Source organism: Reyranella sp. GW821-FHT12G01 (assembly GCF_058806575.1).
The window spans coordinates 1,631,223-1,648,979 of record NZ_JBXAPV010000001.1 but is presented as its reverse complement, the minus strand read 5'-3'; the positions used below and the strand labels follow the sequence as shown (position 1 = coordinate 1,648,979).

15 protein-coding genes are annotated in these 17,757 nt (G+C 67.4%); 7 read left to right on the top strand and 8 right to left on the bottom strand.

The window, feature by feature from the left end; translation table 11 throughout:
• Positions 1-26: 26 nt before the first annotated feature.
• Positions 27-500: an Lrp/AsnC family transcriptional regulator gene (locus AC1RP5_RS08145; protein WP_493110124.1), complete on the bottom strand. Its 474-nt coding sequence runs from the start codon at positions 498-500 to the stop codon at positions 27-29.
• 100 nt (positions 501-600) lie between these two features.
• On the opposite strand from AC1RP5_RS08145, the gene AC1RP5_RS08140 reads away from it, so the two are divergent.
• Genes AC1RP5_RS08140 through AC1RP5_RS08130 form a run of 3 tightly spaced genes read left to right on the top strand, consistent with a single transcriptional unit; the run spans position 601 to position 5,234 of the window.
• Positions 601-2,940 carry a thiamine pyrophosphate-binding protein gene (locus AC1RP5_RS08140; protein ID WP_493110123.1) on the top strand — a complete coding sequence of 780 codons (2,340 nt, stop codon included), beginning with the start codon at positions 601-603 and terminating at the stop codon, positions 2,938-2,940.
• Positions 2,941-2,949: 9 nt separating this feature from the next.
• A complete protein-coding gene (gene mtnA, locus AC1RP5_RS08135) occupies positions 2,950-4,053 on the top strand; it encodes an S-methyl-5-thioribose-1-phosphate isomerase (RefSeq protein ID WP_493110122.1) in 1,104 nt (367 codons plus the stop codon).
• On the top strand, positions 4,050-5,234 hold the full coding sequence (locus AC1RP5_RS08130; protein ID WP_493110121.1) for an MFS transporter: 1,185 nt from the start codon (positions 4,050-4,052) through the stop codon (positions 5,232-5,234). Before mtnA ends, AC1RP5_RS08130 begins: the two co-directional genes overlap by 4 nt.
• A 21-nt stretch (positions 5,235-5,255) precedes the next feature.
• Here AC1RP5_RS08130 and AC1RP5_RS08125 read toward each other — a convergent pair whose 3' ends face one another.
• The 6 genes from AC1RP5_RS08125 to AC1RP5_RS08100 are packed head-to-tail and all read right to left on the bottom strand — an operon-like array spanning position 5,256 to position 12,483.
• Positions 5,256-6,674 carry an amidase family protein gene (locus AC1RP5_RS08125; RefSeq protein WP_493110120.1) on the bottom strand — a complete coding sequence of 473 codons (1,419 nt, stop codon included), beginning with the start codon at positions 6,672-6,674 and terminating at the stop codon, positions 5,256-5,258.
• 24 nt (positions 6,675-6,698) lie between these two features.
• Positions 6,699-7,766 carry an ABC transporter ATP-binding protein gene (locus AC1RP5_RS08120; protein ID WP_493110119.1) on the bottom strand — a complete coding sequence of 356 codons (1,068 nt, stop codon included), beginning with the start codon at positions 7,764-7,766 and terminating at the stop codon, positions 6,699-6,701.
• A gap of 11 nt (positions 7,767-7,777) precedes the next feature.
• Positions 7,778-8,701, bottom strand: coding sequence for an ABC transporter permease subunit (locus AC1RP5_RS08115; protein WP_493110118.1), 924 nt, complete (start codon positions 8,699-8,701; stop codon positions 7,778-7,780).
• A complete protein-coding gene (gene ugpA / locus AC1RP5_RS08110; protein ID WP_493110117.1) occupies positions 8,698-9,591 on the bottom strand; it encodes a sn-glycerol-3-phosphate ABC transporter permease UgpA in 894 nt (297 codons plus the stop codon). The genes AC1RP5_RS08115 and ugpA overlap by 4 nt, the downstream gene beginning before the upstream one ends.
• Before the next feature lie 28 nt (positions 9,592-9,619).
• Positions 9,620-10,927: a sn-glycerol-3-phosphate ABC transporter substrate-binding protein UgpB gene (gene ugpB, locus AC1RP5_RS08105; protein WP_493110116.1), complete on the bottom strand. Its 1,308-nt coding sequence runs from the start codon at positions 10,925-10,927 to the stop codon at positions 9,620-9,622.
• Positions 10,928-10,947: 20 nt separating this feature from the next.
• Positions 10,948-12,483 carry an alkaline phosphatase family protein gene (locus AC1RP5_RS08100; RefSeq protein WP_493110115.1) on the bottom strand — a complete coding sequence of 512 codons (1,536 nt, stop codon included), beginning with the start codon at positions 12,481-12,483 and terminating at the stop codon, positions 10,948-10,950.
• Positions 12,484-12,582: 99 nt separating this feature from the next.
• On the opposite strand from AC1RP5_RS08100, the gene AC1RP5_RS08095 reads away from it, so the two are divergent.
• The 4 genes from AC1RP5_RS08095 (at position 12,583) to AC1RP5_RS08080 (ending at position 16,866) form a co-directional block, all read left to right on the top strand.
• Positions 12,583-13,479 (top strand): LysR substrate-binding domain-containing protein, encoded by an 897-nt coding sequence (locus AC1RP5_RS08095; protein WP_493110114.1) that lies wholly within the window; start codon positions 12,583-12,585, stop codon positions 13,477-13,479.
• Positions 13,480-13,820: 341 nt separating this feature from the next.
• Positions 13,821-15,065, top strand: a complete 1,245-nt coding sequence (locus tag AC1RP5_RS08090) for an MgtC/SapB family protein (RefSeq protein WP_493110113.1) — start codon at positions 13,821-13,823, stop codon at positions 15,063-15,065.
• A 17-nt stretch (positions 15,066-15,082) separates the two neighbouring features.
• On the top strand, positions 15,083-16,162 hold the full coding sequence (locus AC1RP5_RS08085) for a patatin-like phospholipase family protein (protein WP_493110112.1): 1,080 nt from the start codon (positions 15,083-15,085) through the stop codon (positions 16,160-16,162).
• A gap of 11 nt (positions 16,163-16,173) precedes the next feature.
• Entirely contained in the window at positions 16,174-16,866 is a 693-nt protein-coding gene (locus AC1RP5_RS08080) for an alpha/beta fold hydrolase (protein WP_493110111.1), read from the top strand.
• Here AC1RP5_RS08080 and AC1RP5_RS08075 read toward each other — a convergent pair.
• Positions 16,863-17,732 (bottom strand): DUF3592 domain-containing protein, encoded by an 870-nt coding sequence (locus AC1RP5_RS08075; RefSeq protein WP_493110110.1) that lies wholly within the window; start codon positions 17,730-17,732, stop codon positions 16,863-16,865. The genes AC1RP5_RS08080 and AC1RP5_RS08075 overlap by 4 nt on opposite strands.
• Positions 17,733-17,757 lie beyond the last annotated feature (25 nt).

The window sequence follows — 17,757 nt, the reverse complement described above, 5'->3', positions numbered from 1 at the left end:
CTTCGCTGCGCTCAGGATGACAAGAATTAGCGGCCCGACGCCGCCAACGGCAACGCCGCGCCCTGCTTCACCGGACGCAGTGCGAACGAGCTTCTGATCTGGGCGATGCCCTGGATCTTGGTGAAGTCCATGACGAAGCGCTCGTAGGCTTCGAGGTCCGGCACCACGACCCGCAGCAGGTAGTCGCTGTCGCCGGTCATCAGGTAGCACTCCATCACCTCGGGCCGCTCCGCCGCCGCGCGCTCGAAGTCCTTCAGCGCCTTCTCGTTCTGGGTCGAGAGCGACACGCTCACGAAGACGTTGACCGACAGGCCGACCGACTTGGCGTCGACCTGGGCGGCATAGCCTTTGATGACGCCCGCCTCCTCCAGCGCCTTGACCCGCCGCCAGCATGGCGAGGAGGACAGGCCGACCTGCTCGGCGAGGTCGGCATTGCTCAGGCGGCCATCGTGCTGCAGCCGTTCGAGAATGCGCCGGTCGATCGCATCCAGGGAGATCATTGCTCAATACACCTTATTTCAGGTAAATCCTGCCCTATACAGCCCTCTGGACGACCCAAACGCAAGGACCTTCCAGCCCGTCGGGCGTATGCAAATGGCCATGACCACACTCGCCCCCATCCAGCGTCTCCGCCTCCTCCGTGAACTGGAACGCAAGGTGCTGTGGCTCAGCGCCTGGACGATCCATCACGCCAACCACATCCGTCCCAACCGCGACGGGCTGAAGGTCGGTGGCCACCAGGCCTCCTGCGCCTCGCTGGCGACGGTGCTGTCGGCGCTCTACTTCTCGGTGCTGCGGCCCGAGGATCGCATCGCGGTGAAGCCGCATGCCTCGCCGGTGTTCCACGCGATCCAGTACCTGTTCGGGCACCAGACCCGCGAGAAGCTCGAACGCTTCCGCGCGCTGGGCGGCGCGCAGTCCTATCCGTCGCGCACCAAGGACGTGGACGACGTCGACTTCTCGACGGGCTCGGTCGGTCTCGGCGTTGCCATGACGCTGTTCTCGTCGATCGTGCAGGACTATGTGCGCCTGAAGAACCTGGGCGACGGCAAGCGGCCCACCGGTCGCATGGTGGCGCTGGTCGGCGACGCAGAGCTCGACGAGGGCAACATCTTCGAGGCGCTGCTCGAAGGCTGGAAGCACGACGTCCGGAATCTGTGGTGGGTGATCGACTACAATCGCCAGAGCCTCGACGGCGTGGTGAACGACCGGCTGTTCGGCCGGGTCGCCGAGATGTTCGAGCTGGTCGGCTGGCGCGTCGTCACGCTGAAGTACGGCAAGCTGCTGGAGACCGCCTTTGCCCAGGCCGACGGCGCGCATCTGCGCGACTGGATCGACGCCTGCCCCAACTCGCTCTACTCGGCGCTGGTGTTCAAGGGCGGCGCCGGCTGGCGCGAGGCGCTGACGCGCGACCTCAACCAGTATCCCGGCATCCGCCGTATCCTCGACCAGCACGACGACGCGGCGCTGCACAAGTTGATGACCAACCTGGCCGGCAACGACATGCAGGCCGTGATCGACGCTTTCGAGAACGTCACCGACGACACGCCGACCTGCTTCATCGCCTACACGATCAAGGGCCAGGGCCTGCCCTTCGCCGGCCACAAGGACAATCACTCCGGCCTGATGACGCTCGACCAGATGGCGGGCTTCAAGAAGGGCATAGGAATCGAGGACGGCCAGGAGTGGGAGAAGTTCGCGGGCCTCACCTCCGCGCCCGCCGACCTGCAGGCCTTCCTTGATGCAGCACCTTTCAACGCCGAGGGCCGCCGCCGCACCGACGCGCCGGTCGTCGCCATCCCGGCGCAGCTCACCAAGCCGAATGACAAGAAGTCGAGCACGCAGGAAGGGTTCGGCAAGATCCTGAACGCGATCGCGTCGGAAGACGGCGAGCTCGCCCGCCACATCGTCACGACCTCGCCCGACGTCACGGTCTCGACCAATCTCGGCGCCTGGGTGAACCGGCGCGGCCTGTTCGGCCACACCGAAGCCGAGGACGTGTTCCGCGAGCTCAAGGTCGTGTCGGCGCAGCTCTGGCGCCAGACACCCAAGGGCCAGCATGTCGAGCTGGGCATCGCCGAGAACAACCTGTTCATCCAGCTCGCCGCGATGGGCCTCAGCCATCAGCTGTTCGGCGCGCGCCTGCTGCCGATCGGCACGCTCTACGATCCGTTCATCGCGCGCGGCCTCGATGCGCTGAACTATGCCTGCTATCAGGACTCACGCTTCATGCTGGTGGCGACGCCGTCGGGCGTGACGCTCGCGCCGGAAGGCGGCGCGCATCAGAGCATCCACACGCCGCTGATCGGCATCGGCCAGCCCGGCCTCGTCTCCTATGAGCCCGCCTATGTCGACGAGCTGGCGGTGCTGATGCGCCACGGCTTCGAATACATGCAGAAGGACGATGGCGGCTCGATCTACCTGCGCCTGTCGACGCGCAGCCTGGCCCAGCCCGAGCGCACGCTGACGCCGGAGCAGCGCGACGACATCGTGTCCGGCGGCTACTGGTACGCCCCGCCCGAGAATGGCGCCGACGTGGCCATCGTCGCCATGGGCGCGGTGACGCCCGAGGCGGTCGCCGCGCACGAGAGCGTCGCGCGTGATTTCGGCGGCGCCGGCCTGCTGGTGCTAACCTCGCCCGACCGGCTGCACACCGATTGGCTGGCCGCGCAGCGGAATCGCGGCCGCACCGCGGGCATGGTCGACCGCTCGGCCAGCCCGATCGAGCGGCTGCTCGCGCCCTTGTCGCGTGATGCGCGCATCGTGACGGTGATGGACGGCCATCCGCTTGCGCTGTCGTGGCTGGGATCGGTGCGTGGCCAAAGGGTCGTACCGCTCGGCATCGAGAAGTTCGGCCAGTCCGGCGACATTCCCGATCTCTATCGCACCTACGGCCTCGATTCGGCGGCGATAATCGACGCGGTGGCGCGCGCCGTCTAAAGTGGCGGCGTGAAAGTAGACGGCACACCTTACCGAACCATCTGGCTCGGCGCCGACGGCACGACCGTCCAGGCCATCGACCAGACCCTGCTGCCTCATCGGTTCGTCGTGCGCGATTTCCGCACGATGGAGGATGCCGAGGTGGCTATCCGCACCATGATCGTGCGCGGTGCGCCGCTGATCGGCGCGGCCGCCGCTTACGGCATGGCGCTGGCCATGGCGACCGACCCGTCCGACGCGATGCTAGCGCGCGCCTACACAGTGCTGCTGGAATCGCGACCGACGGCGGTGAACCTGCGCTGGGCGCTCGACGACCTGCGGGCACTGCTGGCGCCCTTGCCTCCGGCGAAGCGTCGCGAGGCCGCCTATCGCCGCGCCGCCGAGATCTGCGACGAGGATGCCGAGATCTGCCGCCGCATCGGCGAGAACGGACTGGGCCTCATCCGCAACCTGAAGCCGCGCGACAAGGGTGGGCGCATCAACGCCCTCACCCATTGCAACGCCGGCTGGCTCGCCACCGTCGACTGGGGCACCGCGCTGGCGCCGATCTACCGGGCGCACAATGCCGGCATTCCCATCCATGTCTGGGTCGACGAGACGCGCCCCCGCAATCAAGGTGCCAGCCTGACGGCCTGGGAACTGGGCAAGCACGGCGTGCCGCACACGGTGATCGCCGACAATGCCGGTGGCCACCTGATGCAGCACGACCAGGTCGACTTCGTCATCACCGGCACCGACCGCACGACCCGAGGCGGCGACGTCTGCAACAAGATCGGCACCTACCTGAAGGCGCTGGCCGCGCACGACAACGGCGTGCCCTTCTATGTCGGCCTGCCCTATCCGACCATCGACTGGACGATCGTCGACGGCGTGCGCGACATCCCGATCGAGGAGCGCAGCGCACGCGAGCTGTCACACATGACCGGGCGCACCGAAACGGGCGAGCTTGAGACGGTGCAGATACTCCCCGAGGGCAGCGCCGGCGCCAATCCCGCCTTCGACGTGACGCCGGCGCGTCTCGTGACGGCCCTGATCACCGAGCGCGGCGTTTGCGCCGCCAGCGAGGCCGGGCTGCTGTCGCTTTATCCCGAACAACAGAACCGGGCGGCGTGAAGGTCAGCCCGACGGCCAAGGCCACCGCCGGGCTTGGCCTCACCCAGATCGTGGGCTGGGGCACGACCTTCCTGATGCCCTCGGTGCTGGGCCGGCATATCGAGCACGATCTCGTCCTGCCGAGCGAAGTCGTCTACGGCGGCATCACCGTGATGTTCGGCGTCGGCGCACTGTTCTCGCCCTGGGTCGGCCGCCTGCTCGACCGCACCGGCGCGCGGACCGTCATGGCAGTGGGCTCCGTCCTCTATGCGCTGTCGATGGCCGCTCTCACCCTCTCGCAGGGGATGATCACCTATCTCCTGTGCTGGGCCGCGATGGGCGTCGCCTCGACCCTGGCGTTGAACACGCCCTCCAGCATCGCGCTGGCGCAGATCGCGGGCACCCGCGCGCGGCAGGCCATCGCCGTGCTGGCAATCATCGGCGGCTTCGCTTCCAGCGTGTTCTGGCCAGTCTCCGAAGCGCTCGAACTTCTGTTCGGCTGGCGCGGCGTGGTGCTGATCTATGCCGCGGTCCATCTCGCGATCTGCGCGCCCGTCCATCTACTGGTGCTCCCCGGCCGGCCCCTGGTCGGCACGCAGGCCGCGGCGGGCGCGACAGCGCCCGTGGTGCCGTCGGCGCACACCAAGCGGATCTTCATGCTGCTGTCGGTCTCGCTGTCGTGCGGCGCCTTCATCTTCACCGGCTTCATCGTGCACGCGATCGGCGTGCTGCGCGGCCTCGGCTACGATCCGGCGACCGCGCTACTGCTGGCCACCTTGATCGGGCCGGCGCAGGTGGCGGTGCGGGCCTTCGAGCTGGTGTTCGGCCATCGCTACACGATCACCAGCTCGACGCTGTTCTCCAGCGCCGTACTGCCGCTCGGCCTGGGGCTGGCGCTGCTGGCCGGCGGCAACTTCTTCGTCGCCCTGGTCTGCATGATGACCTACGGCGTCGCCAATGGACTAAAGGCGGTGCTGCGCGCCACCCTGCCGCTCGCTCTGTTCGGCCGCGCCCAGTTCGGCACTTATCTTGGCCGCCTCGCGCTGCCCCAGGGCATCGTCTCGGCCTCCGCGCCGCCGGTCCTGGCGGCGGTTATGGCGAGCTACGGCGCGGCGGGCGTGCTCTGGGTCACCTTCGTCGTCGCCATGATCGCCCTCATCACGACGATCATGCTGGTGCGGGTGAGCGGGCCCATACGCTGACCCCTGGAAATCCCGGCAGGATCAGCCGCCCGCGTAGACGGCAGGCGTGCGCTGGCGCCAGTTGAAGTGCTTCTCCCAGGCGGCGCAGAACTGCAGCACATGCTCCTCGGCGAAGCGTCGACCGATCACCTGCAGGCCGACTGGAAGACCCGACGGCGACCAGCCGCAGGGCACCGATGCCGCCGGCTGGCCGGTGATGTTGAAAGGATAGGAGAAGGGCGTCCAGCGCGCCCACGGCACCGGATGCGTGCCGTCCATGTCCTTCGGCCCGTCATCCTCGGCGGCGAAGGGATCGACAGGCACCATCGGCATGACGAGCAGGTCGAACTGCTCGAAGGCTTCGGCCACCGAGCGGTTGAAGGCGGCGCGCGCCTGCAGGGTGCGGAAATGGTTCTCGAGCTTGATCGCGGGCGCGCGCGCCACCATGCGCGCGAAGCCCGGATCGATGCGGGCGATGTCCTCCGGTTTCATGCCGCCATAGAGCGCGCCGCGCGCCACCCAGAGCGCGTCGAAGATGTCGATCGGATCGGGCCAGTCGATCTTCGCCTCGACGATCTCGACCGGCAGGTGTGCCTTGATGCCGGCGAAGGCCTCGGCGATCACCACCGCGATGCCCGGCTCGACCGACGCGCCGAACAGGGTCGGCGCCAGCACGCAGCGCAGCTTCGGCAGGTCGCGCAGCGTCTCGTGATAGGAGAGGCAGGCCGGCGGCAGCGCCTGCGGGTCGCGCGCATCCGGTCCCTGCAGCACGTCGAGCGCCAGCGCATAGTCCTCGACGGTGTTGGTCATCGGGCCCGCATGCGAGAGATGCTCGGTCGGGCTCAGCGGATAGGTCGGCACACGGCCAAGCGTCGGCTTCAGCGAGAAGATGCCGCAGAACGAGGCCGGCACGCGCATGGAGCCGCCGCCGTCGGAACCCAGGGTCAGCGGTACCGTGCCATCGGCCACGGCGACAGCCGAACCGGCGCTCGATCCGCCCGCGGTCTTCGAGACATCCCACGGATTGCGCGTGACGCCATAGAGCGGCGAGTTGGAGGCGGCCTTCCAGCCCAGTTCCGGCGTCGTCGTCTTGCCGACCATCACCGCGCCCGCCGCCAGGATGCGCTCGACCGACGGCGCGGTCTCGGTCGCGACCGAATCGACATAGAGGTTGGAGCCGCGCTGCGTCTTGTAGCCGTCGACCAGGAAGAGGTCTTTTATGCCGACCGGCACGCCATGGAACGGCCCGCGGAACGACTTCGCGCGCGCCTCCTTCTCAAGTTCCTTCGCCTGTCTCAGCGCATCGTCGGTGAAGACGGCGCTATAGGCATTCACCTTGGGCTCGGTCTCCTCGATCGCATCCAGCGACGCCTGCACCAGCTCGACGGGCGAGACCTCGCCCTGCCGCACCAGCCGTGCCATCTCGACCGCGCTCAAGGCTGCGTACCGACGCAGTTCCATCGCTTCCTCCTGATTCCGCTTTTCCTAGAGCCGCTGGCCCGACTTGGCGTCGAACAGATGCAGGTGTTTCGCCCGCACCGCCGCGCCCTGCTCCGTGGCCTCGCCCAGCTCGGTGTCGGGTGGCACAGCCACCACGAAGCCGCCGCGCCCGTCGTCGAGATGGACCAGCTTCACGCTGCCCAGGTCCTCGATCAGCTCGACCTTGCCGCCGAGACCGCCGGCCTGCGGCGTCGCCAGGGTGAGCGCGTCGGGCCTGACACCCACGACCACCTCACGCCCCGGCGTGCCGATCCGCTCGCCGCCGCCTTCGATCGAAGCGCCGCCGGCCAGCACGATCGACTGGCCATCGCGCGCCACCGTCCCGTCGAAGAAGTTCATCGGCAGCGAGCCGATGAAGCCCGCCACGAAGAGCGTCGCCGGCCGCGCATAGACCTCACCTGGGGAACCCACCTGCTCGACCTTGCCGGCATTCATCACGATCAGCCGGTTGGCGAGCGACATCGCCTCGACCTGGTCGTGCGTCACCAGGATCGAGGTGGCGTCGAGCCGCAGGTGCAGGCGCTTCAGCTCGGTGCGCATCTGGTGGCGCAGCTTGGCGTCGAGGTTGGACAGCGGCTCGTCGAACAGGAAGACCTTGGGTTCGCGGATGATGGCTCGGCCCATGGCGACCCGTTGGCGCTGGCCGCCGCTCAACTGCGTGGGCTTGCGGGCGAGGAAATCGCCGATCCCCAGGATGCCGGCGACGCCCGCCACCTTGTCGCGGATCGTCTCCTTGGGCGCATGCGCGATGCGCAACGCGTAGGACATGTTCTCGGCCACGCTCATGTGCGGATAGAGTGCGTAGTTCTGGAACACCATGGCGATGTCGCGCTCGCGCGGCTCCAGCCGGTTGACGACGCGCCCGTCGATCGCGATCTCGCCGCCGGTGATCTCCTCCAGGCCCGCGATCATGCGCAGCAGGGTGGATTTCCCGCAGCCGCTCGGCCCCAGGATAACGGCGAACTCGCCGTGCTCGATCTCCAGGTCGACGCCATGCAGGACCTTCGCGGCCCCGTAGGACTTCTCGACTTTGCGTATGTCGACGGTGGCCAAGGGATGCTCCGCTATTTTTCCGAGTCGACGAGGCCTTTGACGAACCAGCGCTGCAGCAGCACCACGACCATCACCGGCGGCAGGGTGATCAGCAGCGCCGAAGCCATCAGCGTGTTCCATTTCGGCACGGCTTCCGGCGCCGCGGAAATCTGCTTGGAGAGGCCGATCACCGCCGTCGTCATGCTGGCCTCGGTCGTGATCAGCAGCGGCCAGAGATACTGGTTCCAGCCGAACACGAAGAGGATCACGGTGAGCGCCACGACATTGGTGCGCGACATCGGCCACAGCACGTCGATCAGGAAGCGCATCGGCGAAGCGCCGTCGATCTTGGCGGCCTCCAGCAGCTCCTCCGGAATGGTGAGGAAGAGCTGGCGGAACAGGAAGGTCGCGGTGGCCGAGGCCATCAGCGGCAGGATCAGGCCGGCGTAGCTGTCGAGCAGGCTCCACTTCACGACCGCTTCGATGTTCCAGCCGGTCACGCTCTCCAGCGGTCCGCGCAAGCCGGTCTGGTCGAGCAGCCACCCAAGCCCCTGCAGCGGATGCGCTGCAACGGCATAGGTCGGCACGATGCGCACTTCGATCGGCAGCATCAGCGTGGCGAAGATCAGCCAGAAGGCCGTCATCCGGAAGGGAAAGCGGAAATAGGTGATGGCGAAGGCCGAGAGGATCGACACCGCGATCTTGCCGACCGTGACGCCCACCGAGACGATCAGCGAATTGACGAGCTGGCGGCCGAGATCGCCGCGCGCCATCGCCGTCTTGAGGTTGGCCAGCAGTTCGCTGCCCGGCGTCAGCGGCATCGGCACCTGCAGCACGTCGGGCAACGTATGAGTCGCCGCGATCAGTGCGTAGTAGAGCGGCATGCACACGGCCACCACGCCCACGATCAGCAGCAGGTGGCACAGCAGGTCGAGCTTGGGCGTCCGCTCGATCATTGGGCGTACTTCACGCGCCGCTCGAGAAAGCGGAACTGGATGGCCGTCAGCCCGATCACCAGGATCATCAGGATGACCGACTGGGCCGAGGACAGGCCGAGGTCGAGGCCGAGGAAGCCGTCGGCATAGACCTTGTAGACCAGGATGTCAGTGGCGCCGCCGGGCCCGCCCTGGGTCAGCGCATGGATGATGCCGAACGTGTCGAAGAAGGCGTAGACGACGTTGATCACCAGCAGGAAGAAGGTCGTGGGCGAAATCAGCGGGAAGACGATGCTGACGAAGCGCCGGATCGGCCCCGCGCCATCGATCGCCGCCGCCTCGATCAGCGAGCGCGGGATCGCCTGGAGCGCCGCGAGGAAGAACACGAAATTGTAGCTCACCTGCTTCCAGGCGGCGGCCACGATGACCAGCAGCATGGCGTCGCTGCCGTCGAGCAACGGGTTCCACGGGATGCCGAGGCCCTGCTTCAGCATCAACGCGATGGCGCCGTAGATCGGATGGAACAGGAAGAGCCAGAGCACGCCCGCCAGCACCGGCGCCACGGCATAGGGCCAGATGATCAGCAGCCGGTACACCGACTTGCCGCGGCTGACGCGATCGACCAGCACGGCGAAAGCCAGCCCGGCGATGACCGCGGAAGCGGTGGTGCCGGTGCTGAAGATGGCGGTGCGGTAGATCGAGTTGAAATATTCCGGACTGGTCAGCACGTCGCGGAAATTGTCGAACCAGACGAAGGTCGATTTCTGGCCGAACGGATCGCTGACGGTGAAGGCCTGGTACAGCGCCTGCGCCGCCGGCCAGAAGACGAAGATGGCCAGTACGAGCATCTGCGGCGCGAGCAGCAGGAACGCCAGCGGCTTGTGCCGCTGGAAATTCACGCGCTTGATCACGGCGTCAGCCCGTCCCTGCCGATCGGCTTCAGTTGCCGCGCTGCCGCTCGAAGCGACGCAGGATCTCGTTGCCGCGACGGACGGCGTCGTCCATCGCCTGCCGCGCCGTCTTCTTGTTCGACCAGACCGCCTCCATCTCCTCCTCGAGGGCGGCGACGTACTGGTTGGCGTTGCCCAGCCGCACGGTCATCGTGTTCAGCGTCGGCGTGCCGCGCTGGACCTGCGTGATCGCCACTTCCTGCTGCGGATACTTGTCGTAATAGCCCTCGGCCTTGACCTTCTCGTAGGCGGCTTTGGTGAGCGGCAGATAGCCGGTGTCCTTGTGCCACTTGGCTTGCTGGTCGGGATTGGTGAGATGCGCAAGGAACGCCGCCACGCCCTTGTATTCCTCGGGCTTGTGACCCTTCAGCACCCACAGCGCGCCGCCACCGATCAGGCTGTTGTGCGGAGTCGCACCAGTCTCGTAGGGCAGTGGTGCGGCCTCGAAGGCGAACTTGGCGCTGGCCTGCAGCGAGGAGAAGACCGCCGACGAATGGGTCATCATCGCGCACCGGCCCGAGGCGAAAGCCGGCGTGGCGCTGCTGCCCTGACGGCCCGAGTAGACGTAGCGGCCATCGGCGACCCACGACTGCAGGCGCGCGATGTTCTTCACGACCGCGGTCTTGTTGTAGGTGAAGGTGGCGTCGAGACCGTCGAGGCCGTTGTGCTGCGTGGCGATCGGCAGGTCGTGGATCGTCGAGTAGTTGTCGACATGGACCCACTGCTGCCAGCCCGACGTATAACCGCACTCGAAGCCGGCGGCGCGCAGCTTGGTGAGGTACTCGCCCATCTCGTCCCACGTCACCGGCGGACGCGTTAGACCGGCTTTGGCGAAGCCATCCTTGTTGTACCAGAGGATCGGCGTCGAGGCACTGAACGGCAGCGACAGGAGCTTCATCTCCTTGGTGCGGTAATAATTCAGCACCGGCTGGATGTAGTTGTCCCAGTCGACCTTGTAGCCCTCGGCCGCCAGCAGATCCTGCACCGGATAAACCGCGCCCGAGAGCAGCATGCTCTGCGTGCCCTGCCCGATCACGACCAGCAGGTGCGGATGCTTGTTGGCACGGAAGCCCGCGATCGCAGCGTTGAAGGTCTCGTCATAGGTGCCACGACCGCTTGCCACGACCTTGTAGGCGGTCTGGGAGTTGTTGAAGCTGTCGATCTGCTGCTTCAACGCATCGTCGATGGGACCGAGCGTCGGATGCCAGAACTGGATCTCGATCGGCGCGGCGGCCGTCACCGAGGACACGAAGGCGGCGATCATGCCTGCGAAGGCGCCGAGCAATCTTCTTCTCATGACGGTTTCCTTCTGCTGCATCAGGGGCGGGCGTGGAGGCCCTTGGACGAAACGTGCATGCCGGTGAGGTCGCGGCCGCTGGAGACGATGCGCCACGACAGCATCTTCTGCGCGTAGGCGAGCATCGCCGGCGCCGAGGCCGGATCGCGCGACAGGTCGTTGAAACAGTGCGGGTCGGCGACGAGATCGAAGAACAGCGGCGGCAGCGCGGCGAAGTGGACGTACTTGAAGCGCTCGTCGCGGATGACGGCGAGCGAGCAGGCATCCATCGGCACGCCGAGTGCCGTCTCCGAATCGGCGGCGCCGAGGCCGCGGAAATCGAACTCCCAATGCACCTCGCGACGCCAGTCCTCGGGCGTCTTGCCGTGCAGCAGCGGCAGCAGCGAGCGGCCGTCGCACTGGCGCGGGATCGCGAGGCCGAGCCACTCGAGGACTGTCGGCATCACGTCGACCGCCTCGGTGAAGCGCTCGATCTTCGCGCCGCGCGAGGCGTCGGCCGCCGCCCGCGGATCGCGCACGATCAGCGGCACGTTGTAGGCCTCGTCGAAATAGCCCTGCTTGCCGAGCATCCAGTGATCGCCCAGCAGCTCGCCATGGTCGGAGGTCACGACGATCAGCGTGTCGTCGTAGAGGCCCCATTCCTTCAGCTTGTCGATCAGGCGGCCGACCTGGTCATCGACCTCCTGGACCATGCCGTAATAGGTGGCGCGCAGCTGCGCGAGATCGGACTCGCTGAGATCGGCGACCAGCCCCTGCCCGGTGACGAAATAGCTCGCCTGGTTCTGTGACTTGAGATAGCTCGCCAGCAGCGGATGCTGCGCGGCCTCTTCCTTTGCCGTGGCGGCGCGCCGCGGCTTCGCCATGTCGGCGGGATCGTAGAGCGTGTTGTAGGGCTCGGGCGCGATGAACGGCGGATGCGGGCGGATATAGGCCGCGTGCGCGAACCACGAGCCGTTGCGCCGTACCGAGATGAAGTCGAGCAGCTTGTCGGTGAGGAAGGCAGTGATGCTGTCCTCTGCCTTGAAGCGCGCCGGCGGATAGGTCGGCCCGCGATCGCCGGCCGGAACTGCCGGACGGTAGATTTCGACGACGTCGTCGGCGAAGGGATAGCCCTTGGCCTTGAGGTCGGCCATCCACGGATAGGGCAGCTCCGGCAGGTGCAGCTCGGGCGCGAAGCCCGCCATCACCGATTCGTAGGTGCGCAGCGCGGGATCGTCCGGCGGCAAGCCGGTCGGATCGGCCGTCGTGTCGGTGTAGCCGAACAGCGCCGGATCGTAGCCCGCCTTGCGGCATTCGAGGGCGATGTTGGTGAAGCGGCGCGCCAGCGGCGTGCCGTTCCGCATCACGCCGTTATTGTGCTGGTAGGTCCCGGTCAGCAGCGCCGCGCGCGACGGGCCGCAGGGCGCGGCCTGCACGAAATGGCGGCGGCACAGCACACCATCAGCGGCGAGACGATCGAGATTGGGAGTCTTGAGGACGGGGTTGCCGGCGCAGCCCAGCGCATCGGCCCGCCACTGGTCGATGACGATGAAGAGGATATTCCTCCGCGCGACCATGCAAAACTCCCCTTCCCCTCACAGGGATCATCGGGCGCGCGGATTGTTAGGACAATTTAATATTACTTCTGTAACTTAAATTAATTTTATAATAGCCCGATGCTGCACACACAGATCCGCGCCTTCGATGCCGTCGCCCAGGAGGGCAGTTTCTCGCGCGCTGCCGAGGCGCTGGGCCTGACCCAGCCCGCCGTCACCATCCAGGTGAAGGCATTGGAAGAACGCTACGGCGTGAAACTGCTCGAACGCTCGCGCCGTTCGGTGCGCCTCACCGACATGGGCGAGCGGCTGTTCCGGATGTCGCGACGCTATTCGAGCCTCGAAGAGCAGATGCGCGAGATCCTGACCGAATCCTCCGAACTGGAGAGCGGGCAGCTCAGCCTTACCGCCGACGGGCCGCACATCGCCATGGGTGTGTTCGCCCGCTTCCTGGCGCGCCATCCCAACATCGAGCTGTCGGTCGCCATGGGCAACACGCGCTTCGTGCGCGAGCAGTTGATGGAGCGGCGCACCGATCTCGCCATCCTGCCCGGCGTCGAGCGCCATCCGCAGATCCACGCCATGCCGCTGTGGAAGCACACCGCCGTGCTGATCGTCGGCAACGACCATCCCTGGGCCGGCCGCGAGAGCGTGCGGCTGGCCGAACTCGACGACCAGCCGATGATCTCGCGCGAGGAAGGCTCCAACACCCGCCGCGTCGCCGAAGCCGCGATGGCCCGGGCCGGCGTGAAGCCGCGCCGGGTGCTGGAACTGGGCAGCCGCGAGGCCGTGTGCGAAGCCGTCGGCGCCGGCCTCGGCTTCAGCGTCATCTGGGAGCTGGAGGCCGCTGCCTCGACCCGCTTCCGCACGCTCCACGTCCGCGACACCAAGATCACCAGCAGCGACTATGTCGCCTGCCTGAAGAGCGAGCGCCTGCGCCGCAGCATCAAGGCGTTCTTCGCCGTGGCGGCCAGCCTTTCCAACCAGCGCGAGGCGGCGCGGCGGAGCCTGCCGTAAAGCATCAATTCCTCTCGCCGAACAGCTTCAGCCTGAGCTCGACAAGGCGGAAGCCCATGCGGCTATCTTCTTGCTCGATCATCCGGGCGCGGCGGCGGGGCCGGATCAGGCAGAGTCACCGTCAAGCGGATCCATTCCGACAGGCTGCGCCGAGGCGCGAGCGCGTCTATATATTGCGAGCCGGTGTAGATGACGCGGCTGGTCAGGATCGGGCCACGCACGACCGGCAGATGATGCCGCTGGCATAGTTCACCAGATCGCCTCGCCGTGATGCTCCACGTACGGGCGAGGCAACCTGATGACGGTGCCAGCCATGAAACCGATGCTAAAGTCCGCACCTCATGTTCGAACTCCACTCCCTCTTCCTCGGCTTCGTCGTCGCCCTCGGCGTCGGCCTGCTGATCGGCATCGACCGCGAGCGCAAGAAAGGCGAAGGACCGGGACGAGGTGCTGCGGGCCTGCGGACCTTCACCCTGGCTTCGCTCGCGGGCGCGACGGCCGCGGCGGCGGGTGGCGACCTGCTGCTGGCCACCGTCGTGCTGGGCATGGTGGCATTTGCCGGTCTCTCCTACTGGCGTGCGCGCGAGAGCAATCCCGGCCTGACGACGGAGACGGCGCTGGTCGTGACGAGCCTGCTGGGCGGCCTCGCCATCCGCGAACCCGCCTTCGCCGCCGGCATCGGCGTGGTGATCGCCGTGCTGCTCAACGCGCGCGCGGCGCTGCATCGTTTCGTGCGCTCGGTGCTGACCAACGAGGAAATCCACGACCTGCTGATCTTCGCCGGCGCCACGCTGGTCGTGCTGCCGCTGCTGCCCGACCATCCGATCGGTCCCTACGGCGCGCTGAACCTGCGCACGATCTGGCTGGTGGTGATCCTCGTGATGGGCATCGGCGCCTTGGGCTACATCCTCGTGCGCATCGTGGGACCGCGCTACGGCCTGCCGCTGGCGGGCTTCGCCTCAGGCTTCATCTCGAGCTCGGCCACGATCGGCGCGATGGGCGCGCGTGCGGCCAAGGAGCCCGACCTGATCAAGCCGGCCGCGGCCGGCGCGGTCCTCTCCTCGGTCGCGACCGTCGTGCAACTCGGAATCCTGATCGCCGCCACCGATCTCGCGGTGCTGAAGGCCTTCCTCATGCCGCTGCTGTTTTCCGGCGGTGCGGCGATCGTCTACGGCGGCGCGTTCACGTTGTGGGCACTGCGCGAGAAGCGCGGCGAGGTCGAAGAGACACAGGGCAATGCCTTCAGCGTGAAGACGGCGCTGGTCTTCGCCGGCATCCTTGCCGGCGTGCTGCTGCTTGCCGCCGCGCTGCAGGACTGGATGGGCGAAGCCGGCGTCATCCTCGCTGCCGGTGCGGCAGGCTTCGCCGACACGCATGCGCCGTCCATCTCGGTCGCGTCACTGGTCGCCGACGGACGGCTTGCGGCATCCGCGGCGGTCATTCCGATTCTCGCCGCATTCTCGACCAACACCCTCACCAAGATGATCTTCGCCTTCACGGCCGGCGGTGCGCGTTTCGCACTCTATGTCATCCCGGGGCAGCTCCTGATGCTGGCGGCGGCGTGGGCGGGTATGCTCGTCACCTGAATGCGTAAGGAAGTTCAATGACCGTCGAAGAAAAGTTTGGCCGCCGCGGCCTGATCGCCGCCGGAACGATCGCCGCCGCGACCGCGATTGCCGCTCCCGCGCTGGCCCAGGCGCCGGCCGCATCGGGTGCCGCGACAGGCGCGACGCCCGCCGGTTGGAACGACGGGCTCGCGCATCCGATCCCCTACACGCCCCCACCCGGTCTCGGGAAGGAACGCGGCCTCGTGCTGGGCGGCGGTGGCGCCTACCTCGTCTCCTTCATGATGGGTTACTTCCATGCGCTGAAGGAGAACGGCGTCGATCTTGCGACGGCCGACGTCGTGGTCGGCACCTCCGCCGGTTCGGTCGCGGGCGCCGTGCTGACCAGCGGCCGGCTGTGGCGGCTCACCGGCGAGCTCAACATCTTCGCCGAATTCCCCAAGCTGTTTGCCGAGCTGGTGCCCGCCTTGCAGGCCAATCCCAGCCAGGAGCGCGCGCGCAAGCTCGCGGTCGACGCCAAGGACACGAGCTTCGAGACGATCCGCACGATCGGCCGGGCCGCGATGGCGGCACGCAATCCCGCTGGCAGCGACAAGTACTTCACCACCCTGCGCCGCCTGATCGGACCGAGCGAATGGCCCTCGCCCGCGCTGCATACGACGGCCAACGACTGCTACACCGGCGAGCGCCTCGTGGTCTCCGCGAGCGCGGGCATTCCGGTCGACGTTGCCTGTGCCGCGAGTTCGTCGCTGCCGGGCTCCATGGGACCGACCTGGCTGAAGGATCGCCTCTGCATGGACGGCGGCATCTGCCAGACCAGCACGCACGCCGACGTCGTCACCGGCGTGAAGCGCGCGCTCATCATCTCGTTGAGCGACGGTGGCCCGCAGGCCGTGACCCAGGGCCTGCGCACCTCGGGCATGCCCAACACCCTGCAACAGGAGATCCGCGACCTCGAAGCCGGCGGCACGCGCACCATGCTGACGGTCGCGGGCCTGCCGTCGGGCGTCGATCACATCGACAGCATCATGGATCCAAAGTGGATCGGCCCGATGCTGAAATACGGCCATGAGCGCGGCGTTGCCGACGCGGCGAAGGTGAAGGCGCTCTGGGCGTAAGAAATCGACCGATGCGTACCCTCGTTCTTCTTCCCGGCTATATGTGCGACGCCGATCTGTGGACCGACATGGTCCCCGACCTGGAAGCCTTCGGCGCGCTTCACTTCGGCAATGTCTACGAGGACGATTCGCTCGAAGGCATGGCCCGGCGCGTGCTGGCCGAAGCGCCGGAGCGCTTCGTGCTGGTCGGCTTCTCGATGGGCGGGTTCGTGGCGCGCGTGCTCACCCTGATGGCGCCGGAGCGGGTGTCGGGCGTGGCCTTCGTCGCCTCCTCCGCGCGCGGCTACTCCGACGAGGAACGGGCGCGGCGCCAATCGGGCTATCGGCCGGGAGATCGCCCGCCGCGCGCCGCCGGCGCGGTCTCGAACGCGATCGGCCTGCACCCCGATCGCGACACCGATCCGGTCCTGCTCGACCGGCTGCGCAACATGCAGCGCCGGCTGGGACCCGAGGTGCGCAAGCGCCAGGCCGCTTTGGTGCGACGCGACGGCTACGCCGACCTCGAACGCATCGCCTGCCCGTCGCTGGTCGTCGCCTGCCGCCAGGACCGGCTGCGCACCTTCGCCGAGACCGAGCGCATGGCGCAGGCGCTGCCGAATTCGAACTTCAGCATCCTCGAGGATTGCGGCCACATGGCGCCGCTGGAAAAACCGCACGAACTGTCGGCGCTGCTCGGCGCCTGGATCGAGCGGGTGGCTCTCTAGCGCGGCCGCCGGCTCCACCGCGACAGGCGCACCGCGCCGCCGAACAGCAGCGCAACCCCGAAGCCCACGGCCGCGGGCAACCAGAGGTCCGTGAACGACATGATGCGGGCGCGGCTCGGCTGGCTGCGATCGTAGACCACGTTCACGAGGTCGCCCGCGGCGAACGACGTGCCGCTGCCGCCGCGGCCATGGAACTCGATCTCCCGCCCCTCCGGCGTCGTGAAGCGCACCACCGGCGCATAGGACAGGCGCTCGACGTCGCGGCGCACCTCGCGGCCGCCGGGCGTGGTCACCTCCTCCGTCACGACCGAACGACTCTCGCGGATCTCCAGCACCTTGCCGCGGGCACGACCGCCGCTGGCGTAGAGATCGACCGCGCTCCACAAGGTGAAGACCCCGATCAGCAGCGCCGTCACCGAGATCACCGAGAAGGCGCGTTCGCCCACGAGGGCGAGATCGACATTGTTCGACAACGCCCAGGCGATGACCCCGAACAGTAGCCAGAAACCGCCGAAGACCGTGAGGATGATCGGCACCAGCCAGAGCCGTTCGAACGTGTCGAGACGGAAGTCCTGCGGCGATTCGGGCAGATAGAGGACGGTGACGGCGTCGCCCGTGGAGAAATCAGGCGCCCCGCTTGCGAGGTCCTTCACCTCGACGGTATCGCCCTGGGGCAGGCGGAAGCGCACCACCGGCGCATACATGTCGCCCTCGCGCACGATCTCGGCGACCGTGCCCTCGGCCCGCTCGCCATAGAGGACGTGACGCAGGTTGCCCGCCCCCATCGCCACGCCGCCGGCCGCGATCAGTCCGCCGATTAAAAGGATCAGCCAGGCAATCCAGCGCCAGCTTGTGTCGACAGCCATGGCGGCAGACTAACCCGCACCGGCC